The organism is Trinickia mobilis (assembly GCF_017315705.1).
GTDB classification, from domain to species: Bacteria; Pseudomonadota; Gammaproteobacteria; order Burkholderiales; family Burkholderiaceae; genus Trinickia_A; species Trinickia_A mobilis.
The window spans coordinates 345109-368632 of the sequence record NZ_JAFLRF010000002.1 but is presented as its reverse complement, the minus strand read 5'-3'; the positions used below and the strand labels follow the sequence as shown (position 1 = coordinate 368632).

Below are 23524 nucleotides of genomic sequence, written 5' to 3'. Positions count from 1 at the left end.
GCGCTAACTCCGGTCGACAGCGAACGATCGTGAACGTGGGGGCAGTTCAATCGGATCTTCCGTTCAGCCCTGATGACGCGGCTTCGCATGTGGCGCGTTGATGCGCGTCGGGCCGACTCGGCTTTCGATCGCCTCGCGCAGCGCCGGCCGCCAGCCGAACCCGAACAGCGCTTCGGCCAGCACGAAGAGCGGACCGATCAAGAGGCCGGCCACGTCGTCGACGAAAGCCGGCTTGCGATGCTCGTACGCCGCATGGCCGACGAACTGAAACACCCAGCCGATGACGAAGAGTCCGATGCCAGCGCCGAGCCACGTGCGGAGCGCGGCCTCGGCGAGCCAATGGCCGAGCCACAGGCACAGTGCGGAAATGACCGCCATCATCAATCCGAGCGGCACGTCGAGCACGAGGTAGTAGACGGTCGCCGCGACGAACAGGACCCAGGCCGGCGAGAGGGCGAACGGCAGCATGCCGAAATTCGAAGCCGGCCGGTTCAGCAGCACGGCGAGCGCAACGACGATCATCGGAATGCCGACGAAATGCGTGGCGATGTTGCGCCGGTCGCGATGGTAGGCCGCGTACCGCGCAAGTTGGTCCGTCAGCGTTCTCATGGATGCCTCCCATCAGCCCCCTTGGGGGGAGCTTTGCATGGGACCGGAGTAAGCGCTAAAGCGCTAACTCCGGTCGACAGCGAACGTAAGTGAGCGTGGGGGTGGTCATTGTTCCCCTCCTCGAAAGTGCTCATAATCGCGTTCAATTGTCCGTCGACACATTCGGGTAGCCGACAGTCTCCGCCTCCATCCGCCTCCATGCTATGACATTCCATTGCGCCAACACGCCTGCCGATCGCGAAGCGCTTGCCTCCGCGCTGGCGGCGAGCGCGTGGTTCCGCGCGAGCCCCGCGGACTTGCGCGCGGCACTTCTCGAAGAGGGGCGCGTCGTGCGGCTGCCTGCCGGCGCCCGGCTTTTCATCCGCGGCGACGCAGACGACGGCATTTATTGCGTGCTGGAAGGGGCCATCCGGATCGGCGCGGCCAGCTTCGCGGGCAAAGAGGCGTTGCTTGCGCTCATCGAGCCGGGCAATTGGTTCGGCGAAATCGCACTGTTCGACGGCAGGCCGCGCACGCACGACGCCTACGCCGAGCGCGATGCCGCACTGTTTCACGTGCCGCGCGCGGCGCTAGCCGTGCTGCTCGAACGCGCGCCGCAATACTGGCACGCGTTCGGCCTGCTGCTGACGCAGAAATTGCGCCTCATGTTCAACTGGATCGAGGAAACGGCGCTGCTTCCCGCGTCGCAGCGCGTGGCGCGCCGGCTTTTGCTGATGGCGGGCGGATACGGCGACGCGAGCGCAGCGCGGCGGGTGCTCAAGGTGCCGCAGGAAGACCTCGCGATGATGCTCGCGTTGTCGCGCCAGACGATCAACCAGATCCTCAGGCAATTCGAAACGCAGGGCGCGTTGACGCTGCGCTACGCTGAGATCGAGATCGTCGATGCGGTGCTGCTGACGGCGCTGGCAATGCCGGACGCGGTCGCGCGGCCTCATCGCTGAGCGCTGCTCGCCGTTTGCCATGGCGGAGGCTTGCCATGTATCGCCGCGCGCCTCCTTGACTATGTGCGTACGCACATATAAACTGCCTGAATTGAAACAGCCCCTGCGTTCACCGCGTTCGCGGCACGTACCGACATGAACAGACCCCTCTCTTACGACGAATGCAATTGCTTCGCGCTGCGTCAGGCGGCGCGCTATGTCACGCAGATCTACGAGCGGCATCTGACGCAGGTCGGCATGACCGCAGCCCAATTCACGATCATGGCCAAGCTTGCGCGCAAGCCGGAGTCCACGATGCTGGAGCTGTCCGACCAGATGGTCATGGACCGCACCACGCTCGTGCGTGCGCTAAAGCCGATGCAGCGCGACGGGCTGGTCGTCGCGAAGCCATCGGAGGAGGACAGCCGGACGTTCGTGCTCAGCTTGTCGGCTGCCGGCGAAAAGATCTTCGATCAGGCGGTGATCGCGTGGCACGCGGCGCAAGACGAGTTCGAGAAGAAGTTCGGCCGTGCGCGTGCGAAGACGCTGCGCGCGGAGCTGTTCAGCATGACGGTCTAATAAGCCGCGCACCGATCGAGGCGGTCCATGATTCCTACGCAGGCCGCTAATTTTTTCCTTGACTGTGTGCATATGCACTAATAAACTTCGCTCGAAAACATGCCGACCCTTACCGATGACGATTGTTTCGCGATTCGGCAAGCTGCCCGATACGTCTCCCATATCTACGATAAGCATTTGGCGCGGGTCGGATTGACGACGACGCAATTCTCGATCCTGGCGAAGCTTAAGCGCTTTGGACCGTCGACGGCTTCGCACCTCGCGGAGGCGATGGTGATGGAGCGGACCACGCTGGTGCGGGCGCTTCAGCCGCTGCAACGCGATGGCTTGATTGCGAGCGCGCCGTCCGAGTCCGACCGGCGTGCGCTGTCGATCCGCCTGACTGAACTCGGTGTGCAAAGGCTCGCGAGCGCGGTGATTCCGTGGCAGGCCGCGCAAGCAGAGTTCGAAGAGCGCTTCGGCACGCAGCGTGCGGCGTCGTTACGGCGGGAGTTGTTCGCGTTGACGCAGGGATAGCAAGGTCGTTTTGAAACATCGCAATTCGGTTCGACGCGCTCGGTCGCGCTTTATTTCAATTCAACGGAGTGCATACGCACATTAATCATGTCGACAACCCCGTCCACCGTTGCGCCCGCAGGCGCTGCCCATGTTAGCAAAGCGCCGCGCCGCATTCCGTGGATGCTGCTCGCCGTGTTGTCCGTGGTCGTCGTGCTGGCCGCAGCGGCCTCGTATTGGTTTGTGGTCGGCCGGTTCATCGAATCGACTGACGACGCGTATGTCGGCGGCGACGTCACGGTCATGGCGCCGCGCGTGAGCGGCTTCGTGACCGACGTGCTCGTGAAGGACAACCAGCACGTGAGCGCCAACCAGGTGCTGATCCGGCTCGACGCGCGCGACTACGACGCGCGTCTCGCGCAGGCGCAAGCGGACGTCGCCGGCGCGAAGGCGGCGGTCGTCGAATTGCAGGCGAAGAAGGCGCTGCAGTTGGCGACGATCAACGTGCAGGCCGCCGACGTGCGTTCGTCGCAAGCCGAGTTGACGCGCAGCGTCTCCGATGCACAGCGATATCGCGAGCTCGTGAAGGACCAGGCCGTTTCGAACCAAGTCGTCGAGCGTGCCGACGCCGACCTCGGCAAAGCCCATGCCGCCGTCGACGGCAGCCAAGCGGCGCTCATCGCGGCCCAGCGCCAGCTTGAAGTGCTCGATGCGCAGATCAACGATGGCGAGGCGCGGGTCGCCACGGCGCAAGCGGCCGAGCGCGTCGCCGAGCTGAACGTCGAATACACGACGATCCGCTCGCCAGTCGACGGCTATGTCGGCAACCGGACCGCGCGTGTCGGCCTGCTCGCGAATACGGGCGCGTCGCTCTTGACCGTCGTGCCGTCGAACGGTCTGTGGGTCGATGCCAACTTCAAGGAAGATCAGTTGAAGAAGATGCACGTGGGCGACGCGGCGGAGGTTTCGCTCGACGCGTCGAGCGGCACGATTCGCGGCGTGGTCGAGAGCCTCGCGCCGGCGACGGGCGCCACTTTCAGCGTGCTGCCCGCCGAAAACGCCACCGGCAACTTCACGAAGATCGTGCAGCGCGTGCCGGTGCGGATTCGGCTCGACGTGCCGCAGAACATGCAAGGCGTGCTGCGTCCGGGCTTGTCGGCGACGGTGAAGGTTCACGTCGATGCCGGCGGCACGCAAGGCCGCGCGTCATGAACGACCCCCACGCTCACATTCGTTCGCTGCCCCCCAAGGGGGCGGATGCCTCCCTTGGGGCGGCCCGGCGGGAGGCATCATGAACGACCCCCACGCTCACATTCGTTCGCTGTCGACCGGAGTTAGCGCTTTGGCGCTTACTCCGGTCCCATGCAAAGCGCCCCCCGAGGGGGCAGCCCGGCGCACTGAAGGAAGTCCCCTTAGGGGACGGGAGGCATCATGAGCACAGCGGCGACCCCGGCCATGACCGCGACGCGACCCGCGCACATCAACCCCGCCGATCTGCCGATGCGGACCAAAGTCTTCGCGTTCACGCTAATGTGCCTCGGGTTCTTCATGGCGACGCTCGACATCCAGATCGTCGCTTCTTCGCTGCGCGACATCGGCGGCGGCTTGTCCGCGAGCCAGGACGAGCTGTCATGGGTGCAGACGTCCTACCTGATTGCCGAGATCCTGGTGATTCCGATGTCGGGCTGGCTCACGCGCGTGTTCTCGACGCGCTGGGTCTTTGCGTTCTCGGCATTGGGCTTCACGATCACGAGCATGCTGTGCGGACTCGCCTGGGACATCAATTCGATGATCCTCTTCCGCGGCCTTCAAGGCGCGCTCGGCGCGGCGATGATCCCGACGGTGTTCACTACCGCGTTCGTCCTGTTCCCGCCCAAGCAGCGCGTGATTGCCTCGACCGCGATCGGCGCGCTCGCGACCCTCGCGCCGACGATCGGCCCGGTGATCGGCGGCTGGATCACGTCGGAATGGTCGTGGCATTGGCTCTTCTATTTGAACCTCGTGCCGGGCCTCGTGGTGACGGTCATGGTGCCGCGCTATGTCGACTTCGATCGGGCCGATATTTCGCTGCTGAAAAAAGGCGACTACCTGGGCATCGCGCTGATGTCGGGCTTTTTGGGCTGCCTCGAGTACGTGCTCGAAGAGGGGCCGCGCAAGAACTGGTTCGGCGACGACGTGATTCTCGCCTGCACCTGGATCTCGGCGATTTGCGGCTTTCTGTTTTTCGTCCACGCGCTGACTGCTAAAGAGCCGATCGTCGACCTGAAGGCGCTCGTCATTCGCAATTTCGGCATCGGCAGCCTGCTTTCTTTCATCACCGGCATCGGCATCTTCTGCACGGTGTTCCTCACGCCGCAATTTCTCGCACGCGTGCGCGGCTTCGATTCGTTGCAGATCGGCATGGCTTTGCTTTCGGTCGGCTGTTTCCAGTTGCTCGGGCTCGTTGCGTATGCGCTGCTTACGCGAGTGATCAACATGCGTTGGCTGCTGACGATCGGACTCGTGCTATTCGGCGTCGGCTGCTATCTCTACGTGCCGCTCACGAACCAATGGGGCTGGGAGCAATTGCTGATTCCGCAGGCGCTGCGCGGTATCGGCCAGCAGTTCTGCATTCCGCCGATCGTCACGATGGCGCTCGGCTCGCTGCCGCCGGCGCGGCTCAAGTCGGCGAGCGGCTTGTTCAATCTGATGCGCAATCTCGGCGGCGCGATCGGCATCGCGGTGGCGAGCACGATGCTCAACGATCGGCTGAACCTGCACTATGAACGGCTCGACGAGCACGTGAGCGCCGGGCGGCCCGTCGTCGAATCGATCCTTCGATCGCAGACTGCGCATCTGGCCGCGGTGGGCGGCGACGCGCTCAATGCCGCGAACGCCGGGCTCGACGTGCTCCATTCGCTTTTGATCCGCGAAGCGCTGGTCCTGACGTTTTCCGACACGTTTTTTGCTCTGGCGCTGTGTTTCGTGGTGGCGCTGGTGAGCGTGATTTTCATGCGCCCGTTCGGCATCGACACCGCTCCGCCGCCTGACGCCCACTGAGATATCCCATATGAACAACCCCCACGCTCACTATCGTTCGCTGCCCCCCGAGGGGGCGTTTCAGTACGCTTGGGGCGGTGAGATGAAATCGAAGCTTGCCAATGCGATCGCCGCTGCGGTCGCGGCTTTGAGTCTCGCCGCCTGCGCTGTGCCGCCTGCGGCCCACGACAACCTTTCCCAGACCGTCCATACGGTAGCGCCGAACACGTGGGATGTCGCCGCGCCGCAGGACGCCGCGAATGCCGATCAATGGTGGCAGCAGTTCGGCGATCCGGTCATGCACCAGCTCGTGACGTCCGTGCTCAAGGACAATCTCGACGTGCAGGCGGCCGCGGAGCGTGCGAAGCAGGCGCAAGAAGTGGCCGCGCAGCGCCATGCCGCGCTGCTGCCCGAGCTCGACGCCACGGCGAACGCCGCGTATCAGCGCATCAACACGCCTCCGCCGCTTGGCTACGTCAAGGAGGCGGGCTTCGGCCTTGCGGCGAGCTGGACGCCGGACGTGTTCGGCGGCCAGCGCCTGTCGGTGCTGGCCGCCGAGGCGCAGACGACCGGCCGCGAGGAAGCGCTGAACGAGCTGCGGCTCGCGCTCGCGGCTAATACGGCCGCCGCGTACATCGATCTGCGCTGGGCGCAAGCGGAGCTGCAGATCCTCAACGACAACGAGCAAATCCGGGCGCGCGCGCTCAAGCTCACACAGGAGCGTTTGCACTTCGGCTTGTCGACGCAGCTCGATGTCGCGCGTGCGCAGAACCAGTTGAGCGATCTGCAAGCGCAGATTCCGCGCGTGCGGTCCGATGTCGTGCATCAGTTGAGCTTGATCGCGGTGTACTCGGGCCGGACACCGGAAAGCGTCGACAGTCTGCTGCTGGGCGAAGCGCGGCCGATTCCGGTGCCGGCGCAAAGCGCGCCGCAGGTGCTGCCGTCCGAAGCACTGCTGCGCCGCCCCGATGTGCGCGAGGCCTATGCGCTCGTCGAGCAGCGCGCCGATGAAGTGGGCGTGTCGAGAGCGCAGCGCTATCCGCAATTTCAATTGAATCTCGCGGACGGCTTGCTTGCGGCGTCGTATCTCGGCTTGCCCACGTTGACCGACAACTTGTTCAGCGCGGCGCTGAGTGCCGCAAGCCCGATCTTCAACGCCGGACGGATCACCGCGAACATCAACGAGAGCGAGAGCAAGATGCGCGAGTCGCAACTCGCGCTGCGGCAGACGATGCTGCAAGCGCTCAAGGAAGTGGAAGACACGCGCAGCGATATCGTGAGCAGCTCGGATCAGGTCGTTCGTCTGGGCGGCGCGCTCGATGCGTCGAACCAGGCGTTGCATCTCTCCGATGAACTCTACAGGGGCGGGGCGGCGAACTTTCTCGACGTGCTGACGGCGCAGGAAGCGTATCTGCGCGATTCGGAGTCGCTCAACCAGGCCAAGCGCGAGCATGCGCTGGCGGCGGTCGCGCTTTACCGCTCGCTTGGCGGCGGGTGGGAGGCTGGGCAGACAGATCAGGCTTCATCGGCTGGGCCGGCGACAGTCGCTTTGCAAGCGCCGGGCGCGAACTCAGTACGCGCCCGGCCGCCGCAAGCGTACTGACGCCCCCTCGGGGGGCAGCGTGTCGATCCGGAGTTAGCGCTTTAGCGCTTACTCCGGTCCCATGCAAAGCAAGCGGTGAGCGTGGGGGTGTTTCATCCAAGCCAAAGCTTCGAGGCAAGCCGCGCTTGAACAAGGGGCGATAGAATGCCCGCATGACCACCTATATCGCCCTGCTACGCGCCGTGAACGTCGGCGGTACCGGCAAGCTTCCCATGTCGGAGCTGCGGAGTCTGTGCGAATCCGCAGGATTCGCTCACGTGAGGACGTATATCGCCAGCGGCAACGTGGTTTTCGAAAGCGCGCTTTCGAAGGCTTCGGTCAAAGCCGAACTCGAGCGGTGTCTGGAGGACTATGCGGGCAAGCCGGTGGGCGTGCTGATTCGCACTGGAAAGGAAATGGCTGCGGTTGTCGCTGCGAATCCGTTCAAGTCGGCGGCGCCGAACCGGACGGTCGCCCTCTTCCTCGACGGGCCGCCGCCAGCCGATGCGCTCGCCAACGTAAGCGGCCTGCAATCGGAAGAAATGGCGTTCGGCACGCATGAGATCTACGTGCACTATCCGAACGGAATCGGCGAATCGAAATTGAAGATCCCGGCCGCCAAGACCGGGACCGCCCGCAACATGAACACCGTGGCGACGCTTGCAGAGTGGGCGGCCGCGTAATCGGCCGCCATCGATACGGGTATTCGCCGTCCGAGCGGCCGCGCGGCTCGACTGTCTTCTCAGATCAACTGTGGTTGTCTACCCAGGCGCGGCACCAGTTGAGCCCCATGATTTCCGCGTCTGTCTCCGATTCGAAACTACCCAGCACGCCCGACGTTTCAACGAGCTTGTTGTTCCGCGTAATCGTGCCGCTGGCGACGTACCCCTGGCCCTGCCGGATGGCATGCCCCCAAATCGAATAGCCGTTATAGAGTTCGGCTTCCATCACCGGGTCACCTGTGGCCGAGCGCCTTGCGAACCGACGCGCAGCACATTGCCTTCTGGCGTCAGCAGAGGCGGGAGGTCCCGCACTTGGGGAGCGGTGTTGACAGATACGGCATGCGCCGCCTGGACATGCTTCGCTGCCTTTGCCGTGCTCGTTGCGGGGCGGCTCGGCTTCGCCTTTGCCGCACGCGCGGGTGCCGACACGCGATGTGGCTTTGGTTTTGGCGCGGCGTGGTTGCCGGCGTGCAGTGCTTGCCGGGCCTCGGGCGGGTTCCAGACTTCCACGTAGTGTTCGCCCGCGTTGGCAACGGAAGCGCTTGCCAGCAGCATTACGCCCAGAACTCGCAACATCTTATCTCCCCACCTTTAAGGCAAATTCGGCGAATGACGTGTAGCATACTGTATAAATATACAGGCGTCATGTTTTTCCGATGTCCGTTGTCCGAGTCGGTGCCGAAGAAATTCGCTCGTCGCTGTGGCGAGCCCCGCGGTCGCGGCTCCCCACGTCGGGTCAGGCAATATTAGGCCATACAGCTTACTTCTTGGGATAGCTCACCTCCATCCCCGCGCGAGCGTCCTGCTGGATTCCGTACTGCGCGAACGGATACCGAAGACCATTTTTCGCGAGGGCCTCCATGCCCGCAATGGCCTGCGTCAAGGTGTCCGGCGGCAGTGCCATCAACATCTCGTCGTCCAAGACCCCGCCGTATCTTCGCTCTGCATAGCAGGGGATCGACAGGCTCGGCAGTCCGGTCTTCAGCGCTCTCCCCCACGAGTCCGCACACGATGATTCGCCGACGACGCTCCAGTCGAACCGCTTGTAGCCCGACCACTGCAATCCGTTAATGAAGTACATCATTGCGCCGGGTGTCGCATAGAACAAGGCAATTGCCGGGTCGATACGGCCGGCCGCCAGTGGGGACACGACGAGTGCTTCGTACTTCCCGTCCGGGACGCAGGTCATCGCTGCTTGATGCGCGCGGGAGTCTTCAAGGGTGGCGTACCAAACGCCCGCCATCTGCCGGCCTGAGATCCACTCGGCGTCCTTGGCCCTTCCTAAGCCAACGACCGCTCGGCATTGCGATCCGACCAAATCTTCGGCCGTGACCCCGACAGTAAAACCCAATCGAGCAGTTTGCCCGACGATTTGGTCCAGCGTATGGATGGCCTTCGGCCGACGGATACGAGGAATCGCCTCCATATCCTCGCGCCGTTCGCAAAGCGTCATTCCGAACGGAAGGCTGCGCAGCTTGAGCAGCCGCTCGAGATCGGAGGCAATCCTTTCAAGGTCTTCTCTCATCGACGTCTTCCCGGAAATTTGCACGCGGATAAAAACAGGTGTCGCCGTACGAGTTTGCGCCAGCTCGCAAGATAATTCAGAAGTCGGTTGAAAGTCACGGGTGTCGCTTCTAGTAGCGCTCTGAAACCGCATAGCGTTCGTTCCAGTTTGCGGTGTAGAGCTTGGCGAGTTCGCGATCCCCGCGAATCAGAATCCCATTCTCTGCGTTGCGTTCTTGCGCGGACTTCGTGAAGTTGAAAGAGCCGGTGAACACGGCGGAATCGTCAAAAATCATCACCTTGTTGTGGGCGATCGCCGGCTTGGAATCGATGACGACGTCGATGCCGGCATTGCGAAGAAATGTCGCGCTGCTGTACCGTTGCGAGACTTGGCTTTTGTCGAGGATCACCTTCACGTCGACCCCTCTGTCCTTCGCGCGCTTGATTGCCGCTGCGACGGGAGAACTAGTGAACGAGTACGCCTGCACTCGCAAGCGAGTCCGGGTTTGTTCGATCGCACTGACGATGAGCGTTTGGCAACTATTGCCGTCCGGCACGAAACAAAGCTTGTATGTCGCTCCAGCCTCGAACTGCCTCGGGGCTGCCTGCGAATCGGCCCAAAGCCGCAACGAGTCCACAAAAGGTGTTTTTGCGTCGATGGCATGAGCGGCGCTGACGGCGATGATCGCAGCAAGGATGTAGGCAAAGCTCTTGTGAGATTTCATTTCAGGCGAGGCAACGAAAGGGGCGAAAGTATAGCTTCGCTTGAGCCATTTTCCCCAAGCGCCAACGTCGCATGGAGCCGATAATCGAATCGTTGTCCGGCGTGCATCTCGATGCGGCGAGGCGTTTCGCCGAGCTTGCGAGTATGCGCCCAATGCGATGTTCCGATCGCGACCACTTTTCTGACGGCAAGGAGACAGTGAACATGTTCGACCACATTTCCATCGGCGTTAGCAATCTCGCGAAGACCAAGGCGTTCTACGACGCCGCGCTTGCACCGCTCGGCTACCGGTGCCTGCGCGACACGCCGGACATGCTGGGGTACGGGCGCGACGAAGTCGGGCTCTGGATCACGCCCTCCGAGCATCCGGTTCCGGCCGACATGCGCTCGGGCCTGCATTTCTGTTTTGCCGCGGCGAGCCGCAAGCGCGTCGATGAGTTCCATGCGCAGGCGTTGCGCATGGGCGGGCGCGACAACGGCAAGCCGGGCTTGCGCCCGGAATACGACGCGACGTACTACGCCGCGTTCGTGATCGACCCTGACGGCTATCGGCTCGAAGCGTATTGCGGCGGCGCGTGAATTCGCCGGTTGCGCGCTCCAAATTAGCCGATAGCGGCGACGATCACCCCAAAGCCCCGCCGGAAACGGACGGGGCTTTTTCATGCGCGCTCCGTCTGTCCGCTGCGACAGAACCCGAATCAGCGCGTTTTCGTCTCACGCGGCCTGATGCCGAGGGCTTCCGCTTTGCGTACAAGGTCCGCGACCGATCTTGCCGTCATTTTCCGCATCGCGTGTCCACGGTGGACCTTCACGGTGATCTCGCTCAGATGCATTTCCGAGGCGATTTGCTTGTTCATCAGGCCGGTCACCACGAAGGCCATCACCTGTTGCTCTCGTAGCGTCAGCGAGTCGTAAGCGGCGCGTAACGACGCGTTGGATTCCTCGGCCGCCAGCCGCTCGCTGTCGCGCGTCAGCGCCTGCGCGACAGCGCCCAGCATGTCCTGATCGCGAAACGGCTTCGGGAAGAAATCGACCGCGCCCGCTTTCATGGCCTTGACCGACATCTCGATGTCGCCGTACCCGGTCATGAACAGGATCGGCATGCGCAGTCCGCGCTCGGCAAGCTCCTGCTGGACCGCAAGGCCGCTCTCGTCGCGCAGCCTGACGTCGAGGATCAGGCAACTGGGCACGTCATCCTTCGGGAAAGCGAGAAACTCTTGCGACGATCCGAAGGTCTCGACGCGCAAGCCGACCGAGCGCAGCAGGCCGCTCAACGAGACCCGCGTCGACTCGTCGTCGTCGACGACATACACGATCGATGTCCTTTTCCGGTCGTTGGTCTGCGTCGAAACGAATCTCGGGAGCATCTCGGTTTCTCGTGAATTGTTGAAGCAACAGGGGGCGAGGGCGGGCTTGATGGTCGGGCGACGTGTGGCCGCGAAGCTCGGGACGGAGGTACGTTTCCGGCCGCAATGCTACGCCCGACTGCGGCATGTGTGCCGAGTAGTGTCGCATCCGGACGCGGCTTAGTAGAAGACAGGTGCGCGGCATAAATACATTCCTGCCAGGCATAAATCCCGGGTTCGACGAGCCCTTACCTCCGTGCAACGATCACGTGCAAGCAACCGTGGCGGTTACGCAGCATCGGTGCATCTCGTGAGCCCGAGCGTCTCTTCGACGAAGCTGATGAAAGCGCGCGTCTTCGCGCTGACCATCCTGCCCTCAGGGGTGACCGCCCACAGCTCGATCGGCGGTAGGCGCCAGTCCGTCAGGACGGGCCTGATTCGGCCACTCTTCAGCTCGGGCGCGAACATCCACTCGGAGGCCACCGCGACACCGAGGTTAGCCAAGACCGCTTCGCGTACACCTTCCGCTGCACTAATGGACAACCGCCCGGAGAGTGAAACCGACACCTCGGAGCTGTCGCGGCGGAAGGTCCATGTGCCTCCGCCGCGGGGTTGGCTGTAGGTAATGAATTCATGGGAAGCCAGATCCGCGGGTGTGGCGGGCACGCCCGCCCGCTCGAAGTAGGCGGGCGTGCCAACGACGAGCCGCGGGGCTTCGCCGAGCTTGCGCGCCGTCAGGTTCGAAACGTCGAGCGTTCCCATGCGCAGCGCGATATCGATGCCTTCTTCGAGCAAGTCGACATTGCGATCGTCGAGGATGATGTCGAGCGAGAGATGCGGGTGCTGGTCAAGAAACCGGCCAATCACCGGGTTGATGTGCAGTCTCCCGAATGTGACGGATGCGCTTACGCGTACACGGCCTGCAAGATTGGTCGCGGCTCTGCGCGCCACCAGTTCGGCCTGCTCAACTTCGCCGATCGCACGTTTCGCGCATTCATAAAACGCCGTGCCGGCATCGGTGGGCGTCAGCCCACGTGTCGATCGAAGCAGCAGTCGAATGCCCAGACGCTCTTCGAGCTGCGCGATCGCCTTGGATACGGCGGGCTGTCCTACGTTAAGCAATCGCGCGGCGCCCGAGAACGACTCGGTTTCTACCACGCATACGTAGGTTTCCATCGCCGTCAATCGGTCCATTGTCGTGTCCTTCTTTTAGAAAGCGAATAGCAGGGGTTCAATTTTTGCGTCGTCAACGCGTACGGGAATGACAGTGAGCCGCAGGAAGGCGTTCGTGCGCAGGTATAGCCAGCCGATACGCACTATGTCGTGCGAGCGCGGGGCGGTATTAACATCGGATCCGTATGTGCGTACCGGACGCGGAGCGAGCGGCTACATCGGCGACGCAAGCTTGCCGATCGCAAGCACAGATATGTCCCGGGGATCGCCGGAATGCTTGGGGCGAAGAAGGCGAGCCATTGGAGACAACCTACCTATGTGTCGGGTCGAGATAACGGCGGACATCTCTCGGAACAGTGCTTTTCAAAGCAAGCCCGGAACCGAAACGTGGCGGGGCGGAAAGTCGCCATTTTCACCGCCTATAGCGGTTCGATACTTATGTACGTTGTGGGTTGTTCACCCGCTCACTAACATTTGAGCGCGCAGTTCGTTGCGCGATTGCGAATCTGCCGATGGGCAACGTGCTTCGCACCGAGGCCACGGACGAAACGCGCGGCTTGATGACCGCTTCAGTACCCCATCGAGAGGCGGTGCGAAGCGGCGAGCGCTTTCGCCGCTCCACTCAAGCGAGCGCCTCGCGCACGAGCATGCCGTCGAGTCGTCCCGCGTCGTCGAGCGCGCGCAGATCGTCGAAACCGCCCACGTGATGATCGTCGATGTAGATCTGCGGAACGGTGCGGCGCCCCGTGCGTTGCCGGAGCGCTTCACCCAAAACGCGGTCGCCCTGGACGCTGATTTCAATGAATTGCGCGCCTTTGGCTTGCAGCAGCATTTTGGCCGCGACGCAGTAAGGGCATGTCGGTTTCGTGTAGATCGTGATCGAAGCCATACGTAATCTCCTCCGGTTCAAGTCTGGTCAACGGCCGTCGACGCATCGATTGCCGCCTGTGAGGTGTGCCGCCAGCGGCGGCATGACTACACTGTAGGCGCGCGACTCGCGTCCGTAAATGTTCCGAAGGTTCAACAACATCCTCGATCGTCTCGTCGAACGTCGCGTCGCTTGCCGCGTGAGACGCGTAAGCAATCTTTCGAGTCGATCGAAGATTCCGATCCGGCGGCGCGCTGCATATAGTGTCGCCATGCGAGCCGCTCGATCCGCAACTCACTCATCGTGCGTCCTTTCTCACGGCTCGATCAGCGGGCCGAGGGACGAGTTCGCCATTTATGCCTTGATTCGTTTCGATGATCGCGTCGATACCTAAGTATGTTGTGGGGCGGTCTCCCGTTCACTAATATTGGATTGCGCTCTTCACGGCGCCCAGGCCCAGAGAAGGCGCGCCGCTTTCTTGGTGTGGCATTTCCAAAATCGGCGAGCGTCGTCATAAGCGAATGCCCGCGAATTCATTATGTGATTAGGAACACTTACTAGATATAAAGTCGAAAGCGCGGCTGAGTCTTTCTGCCAGCCGCGTTTGGAGCTCAGCGACATCTGCGTCGGCAATCTATGTGCCGACTGAGCAGCATACGCAACCAATAAGGTCCGTGAACAACCATGCTTAGTCCGCACGAGTACGCAACCCTAATGCTAATCAAACATGCGTCACAATCGATTGATCTCAGGAGAGAGGAGATTCACGCGCTGGTGCAGCGCCGGCTCGTCTCCATTGACCCGGACGAAAGATCCACGCGGATCACCGCCCTCGGTGATCGCCTCCTCGAAGCGTTGTCATCGTTCGATCAGTCTCGACGGCTCTACTAGCCAACGGTGTTTCGTTTCGCCTTCCGCCGCCCGTACATCAACCTCCTGTGCGGCAGCGGGCCGTACTGCCGTCGACCGGGGAATCACGGGTTTCTTTTTTTTCCTGTCACTGCTATCGGCCGAATCCATATATACGTACGTATCATCGCAGGAAATCCTGCCAGCGCGTACTCTGTAAGAAACGACATGGACGAGCGCACCGGCCGTCGTCGTTCGTCGATGGGGGTACCATTTTGCACACTTCGCCTATTGTGTCGATTGTCGACGACGACGATGCAATTCGTCTCGCCTTGGGTAGCCTCGTCCGGTCCATGGGGTGGCAAGTGCGCCTATACGAGTCCGCGGAGGCGTTTCTCGATTCCGGGGAGGCGGCCAATACCGCGTGCCTCATTTCCGACATTCTTATGTCGGGCGCGTCGGGTGTGGAAATGCATGCGAACCTTGTCGCTCAAAGCGTCGCGCCGCCTACGATTTTCATCAGCGCATATCCGACTCCTGCGCTGCAAGCGAAGGTAATGAGCAATGGCGCGCTAGTGCTGCTTGAGAAACCGTACTCGACTGCCGTAATCGCGCATTGGCTTTCGGTCGCACTTGACGGCGCGTAGAGGCCGGGGTTGCACGAGAGGGTGCCGCATCGTTCGCACCAGTTCGCCTTGCGCGCTTGCAGGTGCGGATCACGTTTGCCCAGCGCGTCGGGCGGCACGATTCACGGCGTGCTCGTCTGGTTCGTCCCGATTATGCCCGACAGGAATAAGAATTATGCCGCGCGTCGAACTTCCGCTATGCCGAATTCACATGTGACAATGAGAGCGCACGGCGCTTCAGTTGACCATCGGAAGCACCAGCGCGACTCACACCAAGCCGTATCGGTTGCCTTTTGTCCAGGAACCCGCTTGAGCCGCCTCACTCCTCAATCACGGGGTGGACCACGCACGAGGCCGCTCTGTCATCTCAAGTGCGATGCACGCCGAAATAGTTTTCGGTGCTCACTTGGTGCGGCATCGCGATTGCTGAGTCGCGCATTCGCCTACGTCGTGATCGGCCGCCCAGCCGCAGCGACTGCTTTACGTTGTGAAGGTGGGCTATGCGGCAGCAAGTTCTTGTGCATTCAATGTATAGGGCGGCTGAGTCAAAGCCGCTCGAAGCGGGCTCGTTTGCATGAGCGTCTTTCGACGATCGGTCGGCGACAACGGTAATAGGAGGCCATCCTACAGCGGGTGGCAGCGCCAGGGACGGCGCTGCCGGTCTTCTTCATTGCGACGAAACAATCGCGGCTCACCATGCTAGATATTTCGGATTACCACCTTTCAATCATCGACGAAGGGGACTTCGTTCTCTATCGTGGTAGCCGCAGGGATGACTTTATACTCGTCGTCGTACCGTCGGATGACGAGCCAAGCGCGCGAAGCCTGGCGTGCCTGCAGAACGAACTCGCGATCCGCGACCGGCTCGACCCTCGCCGGGCGGCGCTGCCTGTTGGCCTGACCCGGTGGAGCGACAAGATTGCGCTGGTTCTGCACGATCCCGGCGGCGTGCCGCTGCGCGCTTCATGCGGCGGGGGACTGGCTACGCGCGAGTTCCTTGCCGCGGCGATATCGCTCGCCGAAGCGGTCAAGGCGTTGCACGATAACGAGCTGATTCATGGCGGGATTCGTCCGGCGAATGTCCTTGTGCGAATGCAAGGCGACGACTGCTGGGCCTGGCTGACTGGCTTCGGCTTCACCGCATGCGCGCTCGACAAGCAAAAGGGAACGGACGCGCTGGGGGCAACCCGGGGTGCCTTCGCCTATCTGGCACCGGAGCAAACGGGGCGCATCAATCGGGCGGTCGACGCGCGCAGCGATCTGTACGCCCTTGGATGCACGTTCTACGAAATGCTGACAGGCGAGCCGCCATTTGCGGCGTTGGATCCGATGACCTGTATCCACTCGCACGTGGCAAGGCTGCCCACGCCGCCGTCCGAAGTGGTGTCGAGCGTTCCGCCGCAAATTTCGTCGATCGTCATGAAGTTGTTGGCCAAGACACCCGAGGGCCGTTATCAGACGGTCGACGGGCTGCTGGACGATCTGCTGCGCTGCCAGCGTGTCCGGCGGGAACATGGCAGCATTGGCGCGTTCGCGCTCGACGCATACGACATTGCTTACCGACTCAAGAGGTTGGACAAGCTGTACGGCCGGGAGACCGAAGTATCGACGCTGCAAGCGGCTTTCGCCCGCACGATCGAGGAGGGCAGGGCCGAGTTCGTATTTGTATCCGGCTACTCGGGCGCGGGCAAATCCACGCTCGTTCAGGCGTTCGGCAATCACGTGCGTCTCGCTGGGTATGCGTTCGCCGCCGGCAAGTGCGATCCTGTCAAACGCACCATTCCGTACGCGAGCTTTGCTCAGGCGCTGCGAGACCTCGTGCGTTTCGTGCTTGCTCAAGAGGAGTCGGATTTCGAGGCGTCGCGCGAGCGGCTGCTCCAGGCGCTCGGGCCCAACGCGGCAATATTGGCGGCGTTGGCTCCGGACCTCGAGCTGATTGTCGGGGCTCACTCGGCGCCTGCCGACCTTCCTCCGCCGGCTGAAAAGGCACGCTTTCTGCGGACCGCCGCGCGGCTGATTGGCGCCTTCGCCACGCGCGAACGTCCCTTGGTCCTGTTTTTGGACGACGTTCAATGGGTCGATCGCGGAAGCTGGGCAGTCGTCGAGTATTTGCTTACCCACTCGGAGATTCGTCATTTCCTGCTGGTCGCTGCGTACCGGGACAATGAAGTGGACTCGGCACACCCAGTATGGCGCACGCTCGAATCGGCGGGAGCCCCAATCCGTTCGCTTCGACTCGCGCCCCTGCGGCTCGACGATCTGGCGAAGCTGGTCGCGGAAACGCTGCAATGCCGGGTCGACGAGGCGATGCCGCTCGCAGGTCTCATTAGCGAAAAGACCGGCGGCGACCCGTTCTTCACCGTCCAATTTCTGAGCACGCTGGCCGACGAGCGTCTCGTCGCGTTCAATCACGCTCAGCAGGTCTGGACCTGGAACCTCGAGAGGATTCGGGCAAAAGGGTATGCCGACAACGTTATCGATCTGATGCTCGGCAAAGTGGACTTGCTGTCGGAGGAAACGAGGAGCATGCTCGAGCGCCTTGCCTGTCTCGGCACCAGGGCCGCATGCGATACGCTCAGCGCCGCGGCCGGCGAGCCGGAGGAGCGGGTTCACGCTGTACTCGAGGAGGCGTGCCGCGTCAATCTGGTTCATCAAGTGAACGACGGATATTCGTTCTGGCACGACCGGATTCAGGAGACGGTGTATGCCAGCATCGACGACGTCGAACGGGATGCGAGACATCTGGAGATCGGGCGGCGCCTGCTTGTGCTCGGCTCGACGGCGCATGCCGGTGACCGTCTTTTCGAAACCGTCAATCAGATCAACCGGGGCGCCGCACTTGTCACGGTAGCGGAGGAACGCCGGCAATTCGCGCGGCTCAACCTGCTGGCGGGCCAGCGGGCCAAATCGGCGACGGCCTATTCGTGCGCCCTGGTTTATCTGACGACCGCGGAACGCCTCATCGAGGGCAATGCCGGCATCGAGTTCGACGAGACGGCGCATGCGATCGAGCTGCACCGTGCCGAGTGCGAATTCCTGACCGGCGCCATGCAGGCCGCGGAAGCGCGATTCGACGCCTTGTCGCGCCGACCGATCGCGCTGCCGTTGCGCGCCGAGTTGACCCGTCTGCGCGCGGCGCTCTATATCACTGTCGATCGCCCCAAAATGGCGTTGGAAGTGGGCCTCGATTTCTGCCGGCAAGTGGGCATGCACTTGCCTTTGCATCCTGCCGACGATGACGTGGATCGCGAGCACACACGCGTGCTCGAGCAATTGGGCGGGCAAACGATCGAGGATTTGAGGGACTTGCCCGCGATGCACGAGCCGGCCTGGATCGGCGCAATGAACGTCCTTGCCGACCTTGTCCCCGCTGCCTTGTTCACCGATGTGAACCTTCACGATCTCGTGCGGCTGCGAATGATCAACCTGAGCCTCGAGTATGGGCATTGCGACGCGTCGTGCTATGCATACGTTTGTGCGATTTTCGGGTACCGCTACGCCGATTACGACACCGCGTTCAAGCTTGGCGAACTGGCGCGTGATCTGATCAACGAAAAGCGCATGACGAGGTTCAAGGCTCGCGTCGAGATGTCTTTCGGCGCGCTCGTTCTGCCTTGGAAAAGGCCGGCGAAGGAAGGGCAGGCGTTCATGAAGCAGGCGTTGCAGATTGCGGCGGAGAGCGGCGATCTGACCTTCGAGGCCTACTCGCACCGCAATCTCTTGACGAATCTGATCTTCGCGGGTGAGCCGATCGACCACATGCAGGCAGCAGCGGAAAAAGGCTTCGCCTTTGCAAAAGAAAAGCAGTTCGTGCTCGTCGTCGATGCGCTTCTCGCTCAGCTTCTCATGTTTCGGCGCCTGCGCGGCGTCTCGGAGGGAGACGGCTCACCTGCCGATCCGGGGTATGACGAGCGATGGGTCGCGCATTTCCGGCGTGCGGCGACATCGCACAGGGCGATCGCCGCGTTTGCCTTCTGGACGCATGTGCTGACCACACGGGTCCTCTTTGGCGATACCGGCGGAGCGATAGAAGCGGAGACGGCCGCCGGCGGTCTCTATTGCTCGTCCCGCTCGTTTCTCGAGTCGGCCGATTTCCATTTTTACGGCTCGCTTGCGAGAGCTGCGGCGTGGCGCCTGGCACCCGAAAACGAGAAAGACACGCACCTGAGCGCGCTGAAGGTGCACTACGCGAGACTTTGCACATGGCGCAAAACCTGTGCGGAAAACTTCGCCGGCAGGGCCGCGCTCGTGGAAGCTGAGCTCGCGAGGAACGAGGGCCGGCTCATCGATGCGGAATGCCTCTATGAAGAGGCCATTCAGCATGCCCGCAAGCAGGAGTTCGTGCACAACGAGGCACTCGCATCCGAATTGGCCGGACAGTTCTACGCGGATCGCGGGTTCGACACGATCGCGGGTGCCTATCTGCGCAACGCCAAGCACGCCTATTCCCTTTGGGGTGCCGACGCCAAGGTGAAGGAATTCGACTGTCGCTATTTTCAGATGCGGGCGCGGCCGGGTACCGAGGCGTCAGGCGCGTGGATCGCGGGTGCTTCGCCACTGTTCGACATCGGCACGGTGGTGAAGGCTTCGCAAGCGCTCTCGGGCGAGATGGTGCTCGACAAGCTCGTCGAGACGCTCATGGCGATTTCGCTCGAGCATGCCCTCGCCTGTCGTTGCTTGCTGATACTGTCCGAGGGCGCTGCGCTCGCCATTCGGGCCGAGGCCTCGATCGGTCTGGGTCCTATCGAGGTCGTGCTCAGGCACGATCCGGTCAACGGAGAGGAGCTGCCAAACTCGCTCGTGCAAACGGTTGCCCGTACGCTGAATTCGGTCGTGCTGGACGACGCTACCAGCGACAGCACGTTCGCGGGGGATGCGTACTTCCGCCGTCGGCATGCGCGGTCGGTTCTGTGCGTGCCGCTGGTGAAGCAGGCGAAGCTCGTGGGTATCCTGTACATGGAAAACGAGCTCGCTTCGGGGGCATTCACAGCCGAGCGGACGTCGATATTGCAGTTGATCGCATCGCAGGCCGCCATTTCGATAGAGAATGCACGTCTATACGCCGACCTCGTCGAAGAGAATCAACGGCGCGAATCGGCCGAGAGCGCGTTGAGAGAGGCGCGTGCGGCCCTCGAGCACGCCGCTCGCCTGACGACGATGGGCGAGCTCGTCGCGTCGATCGTGCATGAGATCAATCAGCCGCTTTCTTCGATGGCCACTTGCGCGAACGCCGGCTTGAGGTGGCTCCAGCGGGAGACCCCCGAACTCGCCGAAGCGTGCGCAATGTTCGAGCGTATCGACATCGACAGCACGCGCGCAGCCGATGTCATCCACGCATTGCGTGCGATGGCGCGAAAGGCCGTACCCGAGCGGACGCGCTTTGACATCAATGAAGCGATTCGCCAAGTGCTTGCCCTGACGGCGCGCGAGCTCAAAGACCGAGGCATCGTTCTCGATGCGAGCCGCATCGTCGACTCGCGCGAGGCGTGTGGCGACCGCATTCAACTGCAGCAAGTCATCTTGAACCTGGTGATGAACGCCGTCGAGGCAATGGCGGATGTGACAGACAGAGCGCGGTCGCTGTCGCTGTCGACCGACCGCTGCGGCGAAGGCGGCGTTCTCGTCCGAGTCGTGGACACGGGGTGTGGAATCGATCCGACATTCGCTTCGCGCATTCTCCAGCCCTTCGTCACGACAAAACAAAGCGGCATGGGCATGGGGCTTTCGATTTGCCGCTCGATCGTCGAAAGCCATGGGGGCCGGCTGCACTTCATTTCGCTCGAGCCGTACGGAACGGCTTTCGAATTCACGATTCCCCCGGAGTCGGAAAAGTGCGGCGGCGAGCAGGCGTAGCGCGACGGATTTGATCGCGCAGTTCATAGCGTGTTTATCGCCATGACGAAGGCTATGCCGGCGAGGGATTCGGCGAAGCGTTTCGCTTCGAGCCGCGTGATACCAATGTATTGTTGTTGCGTCCGCGGCGGGTCACTAATATTCGGCTGTGAAGCGCTTGGCGCGGCGATTGCGGGCGGCACGTTCATCCTCACGACGTCGTTCGTCTTCAGCACGCCGGGTATCACGCTGACGAGCCCGTCGAGCTTTCCGATCATCTCGACGTTGCTCGAACAGTGACTTCTGAATGACCTCGCTTTGCTAGCCGCGTGCCTGACGCTGCTCGTCGCTTCCTTGCGGCGGCGGAATGAAGTTTGACGAATTCCTATAGCGTCACCGCAAAGCGGGCAACGGGGCCTGTCTATTTACGCGGTTCTTCCAACTGACGGAGAGTGCAATGGCTAAACAGGCGGATGTCTCGTCGACCACCGATGCTCCGGCTTCCGTGCGGCCAGCCGGCCGTCACTTCTCGTATCCGGACGCGCGCAGCGTCGCCATGTCGGACAACGAGCAGGCGTTGCGCTGGGGGCACATTACGAGGTCGCTCGCTGCTTGCGACGGCGAAGGGGATGACGCCGCGGGTCGCATGCGACGCCGCCCGACTTCGCCCTGCGACCGTTCTTCGGACGACCGCTACGGGATGAATGCCACGATCGAGATTCTGGAACGCCCGAGCTCCGCGTCGGCTGTCCTCTCGTGGCGCGACCCGACCGGCTGCAGTTACGGATATCAGCTCTGGCACAAGGGGATCGCCAAGCAAATGGGAACCTGCGTGCTGAGCGGCACGCCGATACGACGCGGTGATGCAATCTTTCGGCCGTGTATGAAGAGCGGCGGAACGTCGAATCGGTCCGCGATGATCCTCGCCGCCTACATCGATCGTCCTCAACTTGCGCCTCGACGGACGTCGCGTGGGTGACTTCGGCTGGGCCCCGCCGGATGTGCAAGTTCGATCGATGAGCGAGTCGGTGTGCGGTGTCGCACCGGCTCGTGGACAGCAGTCCGCCGACTGCGCGGCGGGCGAGCGCATTGAAAGGGCGGTCCAGGGCGGCCGTGCAGTAGCCGACGAGATGTGATCAGCATTTCCTCATCGAGTAACGCCTCCGTCTCGCAGATCAGTAGATTTCACGGGTTTTACGCGATGGCTTTTCGATTGAAGCTCGACGCTGAAGATATGCCACGGATGTTGAACCAATAGCCCGCAGTGGAGGGAACAGACGTCAACACACACGGGCTGCCCGTCGTGCAATACGGTTACACGCGCGGTCTTTGGCCTGGATCGGCATATTGCGCACATTGGCTGAAACATGAGTGAAACCTCCTGCTGACATTTCCCGCAGAGACGTCTGCGTATCGCCGCGCGGCCAGTCCGACACGGGCTCTAAATCTTGTCTATCGAGGCTGTTGAATGCACATTTCCATGACCTGTATCTTTCGCAGTAAGCCGGCAGCCGCGACGCGGGCGGACCACTTGCTCGGGCAGGCGGAATACGCCACGACGATCGATCAGTGAGCTTGCGATCACGAGGAAGGTGGCCGTCTCATCTTCGCTTTAGTCGAGTCCGACGCCGAAGCGGGTATCGAACCCGCACCGGCGCGCGATACACCAAACGTGCGTTGGTGGGCATCGGATGCGCGCGGAGCTGCTTCTGCCGTAATTCCAAGTTCGAAATTCGGAAAATGTTGGGCGTTCGCGAGACAGATACAGACGAGAGCGATGACGATCGCAGCGCGCCGGGTGATTCGTGGGTGTTTCCCATCCAGACTGTCGATGGGGCCGGTGAATTCATACCGCCGAAGCTCATTGGCCGGCAGACGCGGGCTCACGCGCGGCGGAACCCAGCTCCCACTGATCCGCACACGCGGCATCACGCCTTGCCTCACCAGTGCCGCCTTCGCTGCTTTCTGACGGCGTGTCGTCCGTGCGCATCGCATTTCGTGCGCCAGAATGAGCACGTGAGATCGCGTCAAAGCACTCATTTCAACCTCCCACAAGCAGACCAAGCAAGTCGCCGCCAAACATTGCAATTGCGAGCAGCAATAAAAGCGCACGACAGAACACGGCCAACGCAGCAGCCCGCATTGAATCTATGTTTCGAAGATAATTTTCATTTAAGCGTGGCATATGCGTAAAGATACGAGGTGAAATAGCCGAGTGAATAGTTGAGCGACTACAATTCATTCGTTTCATTTCTTCAAAAGAACCTGACGATTCCCAGCAGGGGATGCCCTTGCATCCTAGTGCCAACTATCGAGTGTGTGGCTTACACCTACGTATAGTTCTCCCAAACCGCTCGGTGAGATGGCGGCTCTGTCGCATTAACGCGGTGAATGCCGAGCGCGAGACGCCCATCAAGGTTCGCCAGGTCGAGTATTTGAACGACATCGTCGAGCAGGACCATCGGGCCATCAAACGTCGAACCCGCCGATGCTCGGGTTCAAGGATTTCAACTGCGCGCGCGTCATTCCGGGCGGCATCGAATTGATGCACATGATCAAGAAAGGACAGGTGAAATGTCCGGGTAAAACTCCGCTATCTGCCGTCCGGCAATTTTGCTCGTTGGTTTCATAAGTCTTCCTTAGCATATCGCCTTTGCTAGACTCGCTTGCCTTACTGC

At 61.9% G+C, this 23524-nt stretch carries 20 protein-coding genes and 1 pseudogene; 13 read left to right on the top strand and 8 right to left on the bottom strand.

Annotated elements, in window-relative coordinates:
* Window positions 1-63: 63 nt before the first annotated feature.
* Window positions 64-609 carry an Mpo1 family 2-hydroxy fatty acid dioxygenase gene (locus J3489_RS04520; RefSeq protein WP_206996492.1) on the bottom strand — a complete coding sequence of 182 codons (546 nt, stop codon included), beginning with the start codon at window positions 607-609 and terminating at the stop codon, window positions 64-66.
* A 203-nt stretch (window positions 610-812) separates the two neighbouring features.
* Here J3489_RS04520 and J3489_RS04515 point away from each other — a divergent pair, with 203 nt between their 5' ends.
* The 7 genes from J3489_RS04515 to J3489_RS04485 all read left to right on the top strand — a co-directional run bounded on the left by J3489_RS04515 (window position 813) and on the right by J3489_RS04485 (window position 7886).
* Complete coding sequence (locus J3489_RS04515; protein WP_206996491.1) at window positions 813-1550, top strand: Crp/Fnr family transcriptional regulator; 738 nt, start codon at window positions 813-815, stop codon at window positions 1548-1550.
* 135 nt (window positions 1551-1685) lie between these two features.
* Window positions 1686-2108 carry a MarR family winged helix-turn-helix transcriptional regulator gene (locus tag J3489_RS04510; protein WP_206996490.1) on the top strand — a complete coding sequence of 141 codons (423 nt, stop codon included), beginning with the start codon at window positions 1686-1688 and terminating at the stop codon, window positions 2106-2108.
* Window positions 2109-2207: 99 nt separating this feature from the next.
* On the top strand, window positions 2208-2624 hold the full coding sequence (locus tag J3489_RS04505; protein WP_206996489.1) for a MarR family winged helix-turn-helix transcriptional regulator: 417 nt from the start codon (window positions 2208-2210) through the stop codon (window positions 2622-2624).
* An 87-nt stretch (window positions 2625-2711) separates the two neighbouring features.
* Window positions 2712-3815 (top strand): HlyD family secretion protein, encoded by a 1104-nt coding sequence (locus J3489_RS04500; protein WP_206996488.1) that lies wholly within the window; start codon window positions 2712-2714, stop codon window positions 3813-3815.
* 243 nt (window positions 3816-4058) lie between these two features.
* Window positions 4059-5642 (top strand): DHA2 family efflux MFS transporter permease subunit, encoded by a 1584-nt coding sequence (locus J3489_RS04495; RefSeq protein ID WP_206996613.1) that lies wholly within the window; start codon window positions 4059-4061, stop codon window positions 5640-5642.
* 82 nt (window positions 5643-5724) lie between these two features.
* On the top strand, window positions 5725-7224 hold the full coding sequence (locus J3489_RS04490) for an efflux transporter outer membrane subunit (RefSeq protein ID WP_206996612.1): 1500 nt from the start codon (window positions 5725-5727) through the stop codon (window positions 7222-7224).
* A gap of 152 nt (window positions 7225-7376) precedes the next feature.
* Window positions 7377-7886 carry a DUF1697 domain-containing protein gene (locus J3489_RS04485; protein WP_206996487.1) on the top strand — a complete coding sequence of 170 codons (510 nt, stop codon included), beginning with the start codon at window positions 7377-7379 and terminating at the stop codon, window positions 7884-7886.
* A 64-nt stretch (window positions 7887-7950) separates the two neighbouring features.
* On the opposite strand, the gene J3489_RS04480 is transcribed toward J3489_RS04485, so the two are convergent.
* The 4 genes from J3489_RS04480 to J3489_RS04465 form a co-directional block, all read right to left on the bottom strand.
* On the bottom strand, window positions 7951-8151 hold the full coding sequence (locus J3489_RS04480) for a hypothetical protein (RefSeq protein ID WP_206996486.1): 201 nt from the start codon (window positions 8149-8151) through the stop codon (window positions 7951-7953).
* On the bottom strand, window positions 8151-8501 hold the full coding sequence (locus J3489_RS04475) for a hypothetical protein (protein WP_206996485.1): 351 nt from the start codon (window positions 8499-8501) through the stop codon (window positions 8151-8153). Before J3489_RS04475 ends, J3489_RS04480 begins: the two co-directional genes overlap by 1 nt.
* A 184-nt stretch (window positions 8502-8685) precedes the next feature.
* On the bottom strand, window positions 8686-9450 hold the full coding sequence (locus J3489_RS04470; protein ID WP_206996484.1) for a DUF169 domain-containing protein: 765 nt from the start codon (window positions 9448-9450) through the stop codon (window positions 8686-8688).
* Window positions 9451-9559: 109 nt separating this feature from the next.
* Window positions 9560-10153: a phospholipase D family nuclease gene (locus J3489_RS04465; protein WP_206996483.1), complete on the bottom strand. Its 594-nt coding sequence runs from the start codon at window positions 10151-10153 to the stop codon at window positions 9560-9562.
* A 203-nt stretch (window positions 10154-10356) separates the two neighbouring features.
* Between J3489_RS04465 and J3489_RS04460 the strand changes: the two genes are divergently transcribed.
* Entirely contained in the window at window positions 10357-10731 is a 375-nt protein-coding gene (locus J3489_RS04460) for a VOC family protein (RefSeq protein ID WP_206996482.1), read from the top strand.
* A gap of 119 nt (window positions 10732-10850) precedes the next feature.
* Here J3489_RS04460 and J3489_RS04455 read toward each other — a convergent pair whose 3' ends face one another.
* The 3 genes from J3489_RS04455 to grxC all read right to left on the bottom strand — a co-directional run bounded on the left by J3489_RS04455 (window position 10851) and on the right by grxC (window position 13560).
* Window positions 10851-11519 (bottom strand): response regulator transcription factor, encoded by a 669-nt coding sequence (locus J3489_RS04455; RefSeq protein ID WP_206996481.1) that lies wholly within the window; start codon window positions 11517-11519, stop codon window positions 10851-10853.
* Between the two features lie 267 nt (window positions 11520-11786).
* The gene (locus J3489_RS04450) at window positions 11787-12692 is read right to left on the bottom strand and encodes a LysR family transcriptional regulator (RefSeq protein WP_206996480.1); all 906 of its coding nucleotides are present in this window, start codon (window positions 12690-12692) and stop codon (window positions 11787-11789) included.
* Window positions 12693-13293: 601 nt separating this feature from the next.
* Window positions 13294-13560, bottom strand: a complete 267-nt coding sequence (grxC, locus tag J3489_RS04445; protein ID WP_206996479.1) for a glutaredoxin 3 — start codon at window positions 13558-13560, stop codon at window positions 13294-13296.
* Window positions 13561-14477: 917 nt separating this feature from the next.
* On the opposite strand from grxC, the gene J3489_RS04440 reads away from it, so the two are divergent.
* The 5 genes and pseudogenes from J3489_RS04440 to J3489_RS04420 all read left to right on the top strand — a co-directional run.
* Window positions 14478-15035: a response regulator transcription factor gene (locus J3489_RS04440; protein ID WP_309491330.1), complete on the top strand. Its 558-nt coding sequence runs from the start codon at window positions 14478-14480 to the stop codon at window positions 15033-15035.
* Window positions 15036-15710: 675 nt separating this feature from the next.
* Window positions 15711-20867, top strand: a complete 5157-nt coding sequence (locus tag J3489_RS04435; protein WP_206996477.1) for a trifunctional serine/threonine-protein kinase/ATP-binding protein/sensor histidine kinase — start codon at window positions 15711-15713, stop codon at window positions 20865-20867.
* Window positions 20868-20897: 30 nt separating this feature from the next.
* Window positions 20898-21146, top strand: coding sequence for a hypothetical protein (locus J3489_RS04430; RefSeq protein WP_206996476.1), 249 nt, complete (start codon window positions 20898-20900; stop codon window positions 21144-21146).
* A 157-nt stretch (window positions 21147-21303) separates the two neighbouring features.
* Complete coding sequence (locus J3489_RS04425; protein WP_206996475.1) at window positions 21304-21825, top strand: DUF3331 domain-containing protein; 522 nt, start codon at window positions 21304-21306, stop codon at window positions 21823-21825.
* A gap of 1399 nt (window positions 21826-23224) precedes the next feature.
* Window positions 23225-23478 (top strand): annotated as a pseudogene (locus J3489_RS04420) (DDE-type integrase/transposase/recombinase); the annotation flags it as partial.
* Window positions 23479-23524 lie beyond the last annotated feature (46 nt).

What these genes read in the sequence shown, in the direction of transcription:
- J3489_RS04465 (WP_206996483.1), bottom strand. Translation starts at nt 10,153, where the DNA reads ATGAAATCTCACAAGAGCTTTGCCTACATCCTTGCTGCGATCATCGCC.
- J3489_RS04450 (WP_206996480.1), bottom strand. Translation starts at nt 12,692, where the DNA reads ATGGACCGATTGACGGCGATGGAAACCTACGTATGCGTGGTAGAAACC.
- J3489_RS04495 (WP_206996613.1), top strand. Translation starts at nt 4,059, where the DNA reads ATGACCGCGACGCGACCCGCGCACATCAACCCCGCCGATCTGCCGATG.
- J3489_RS04425 (WP_206996475.1), top strand. Translation starts at nt 21,304, where the DNA reads ATGGCTAAACAGGCGGATGTCTCGTCGACCACCGATGCTCCGGCTTCC.
- J3489_RS04500 (WP_206996488.1), top strand. Translation starts at nt 2,712, where the DNA reads ATGTCGACAACCCCGTCCACCGTTGCGCCCGCAGGCGCTGCCCATGTT.
- J3489_RS04470 (WP_206996484.1), bottom strand. Translation starts at nt 9,450, where the DNA reads ATGAGAGAAGACCTTGAAAGGATTGCCTCCGATCTCGAGCGGCTGCTC.
- J3489_RS04480 (WP_206996486.1), bottom strand. Translation starts at nt 8,151, where the DNA reads ATGGAAGCCGAACTCTATAACGGCTATTCGATTTGGGGGCATGCCATC.
- J3489_RS04510 (WP_206996490.1), top strand. Translation starts at nt 1,686, where the DNA reads ATGAACAGACCCCTCTCTTACGACGAATGCAATTGCTTCGCGCTGCGT.
- J3489_RS04455 (WP_206996481.1), bottom strand. Translation starts at nt 11,519, where the DNA reads ATGCTCCCGAGATTCGTTTCGACGCAGACCAACGACCGGAAAAGGACA.
- grxC (WP_206996479.1), bottom strand. Translation starts at nt 13,560, where the DNA reads ATGGCTTCGATCACGATCTACACGAAACCGACATGCCCTTACTGCGTC.
- J3489_RS04490 (WP_206996612.1), top strand. Translation starts at nt 5,725, where the DNA reads ATGAAATCGAAGCTTGCCAATGCGATCGCCGCTGCGGTCGCGGCTTTG.
- J3489_RS04520 (WP_206996492.1), bottom strand. Translation starts at nt 609, where the DNA reads ATGAGAACGCTGACGGACCAACTTGCGCGGTACGCGGCCTACCATCGC.
- J3489_RS04475 (WP_206996485.1), bottom strand. Translation starts at nt 8,501, where the DNA reads ATGTTGCGAGTTCTGGGCGTAATGCTGCTGGCAAGCGCTTCCGTTGCC.
- J3489_RS04485 (WP_206996487.1), top strand. Translation starts at nt 7,377, where the DNA reads ATGACCACCTATATCGCCCTGCTACGCGCCGTGAACGTCGGCGGTACC.
- J3489_RS04435 (WP_206996477.1), top strand. Translation starts at nt 15,711, where the DNA reads ATGCTAGATATTTCGGATTACCACCTTTCAATCATCGACGAAGGGGAC.
- J3489_RS04515 (WP_206996491.1), top strand. Translation starts at nt 813, where the DNA reads ATGACATTCCATTGCGCCAACACGCCTGCCGATCGCGAAGCGCTTGCC.
- J3489_RS04505 (WP_206996489.1), top strand. Translation starts at nt 2,208, where the DNA reads ATGCCGACCCTTACCGATGACGATTGTTTCGCGATTCGGCAAGCTGCC.
- J3489_RS04460 (WP_206996482.1), top strand. Translation starts at nt 10,357, where the DNA reads ATGTTCGACCACATTTCCATCGGCGTTAGCAATCTCGCGAAGACCAAG.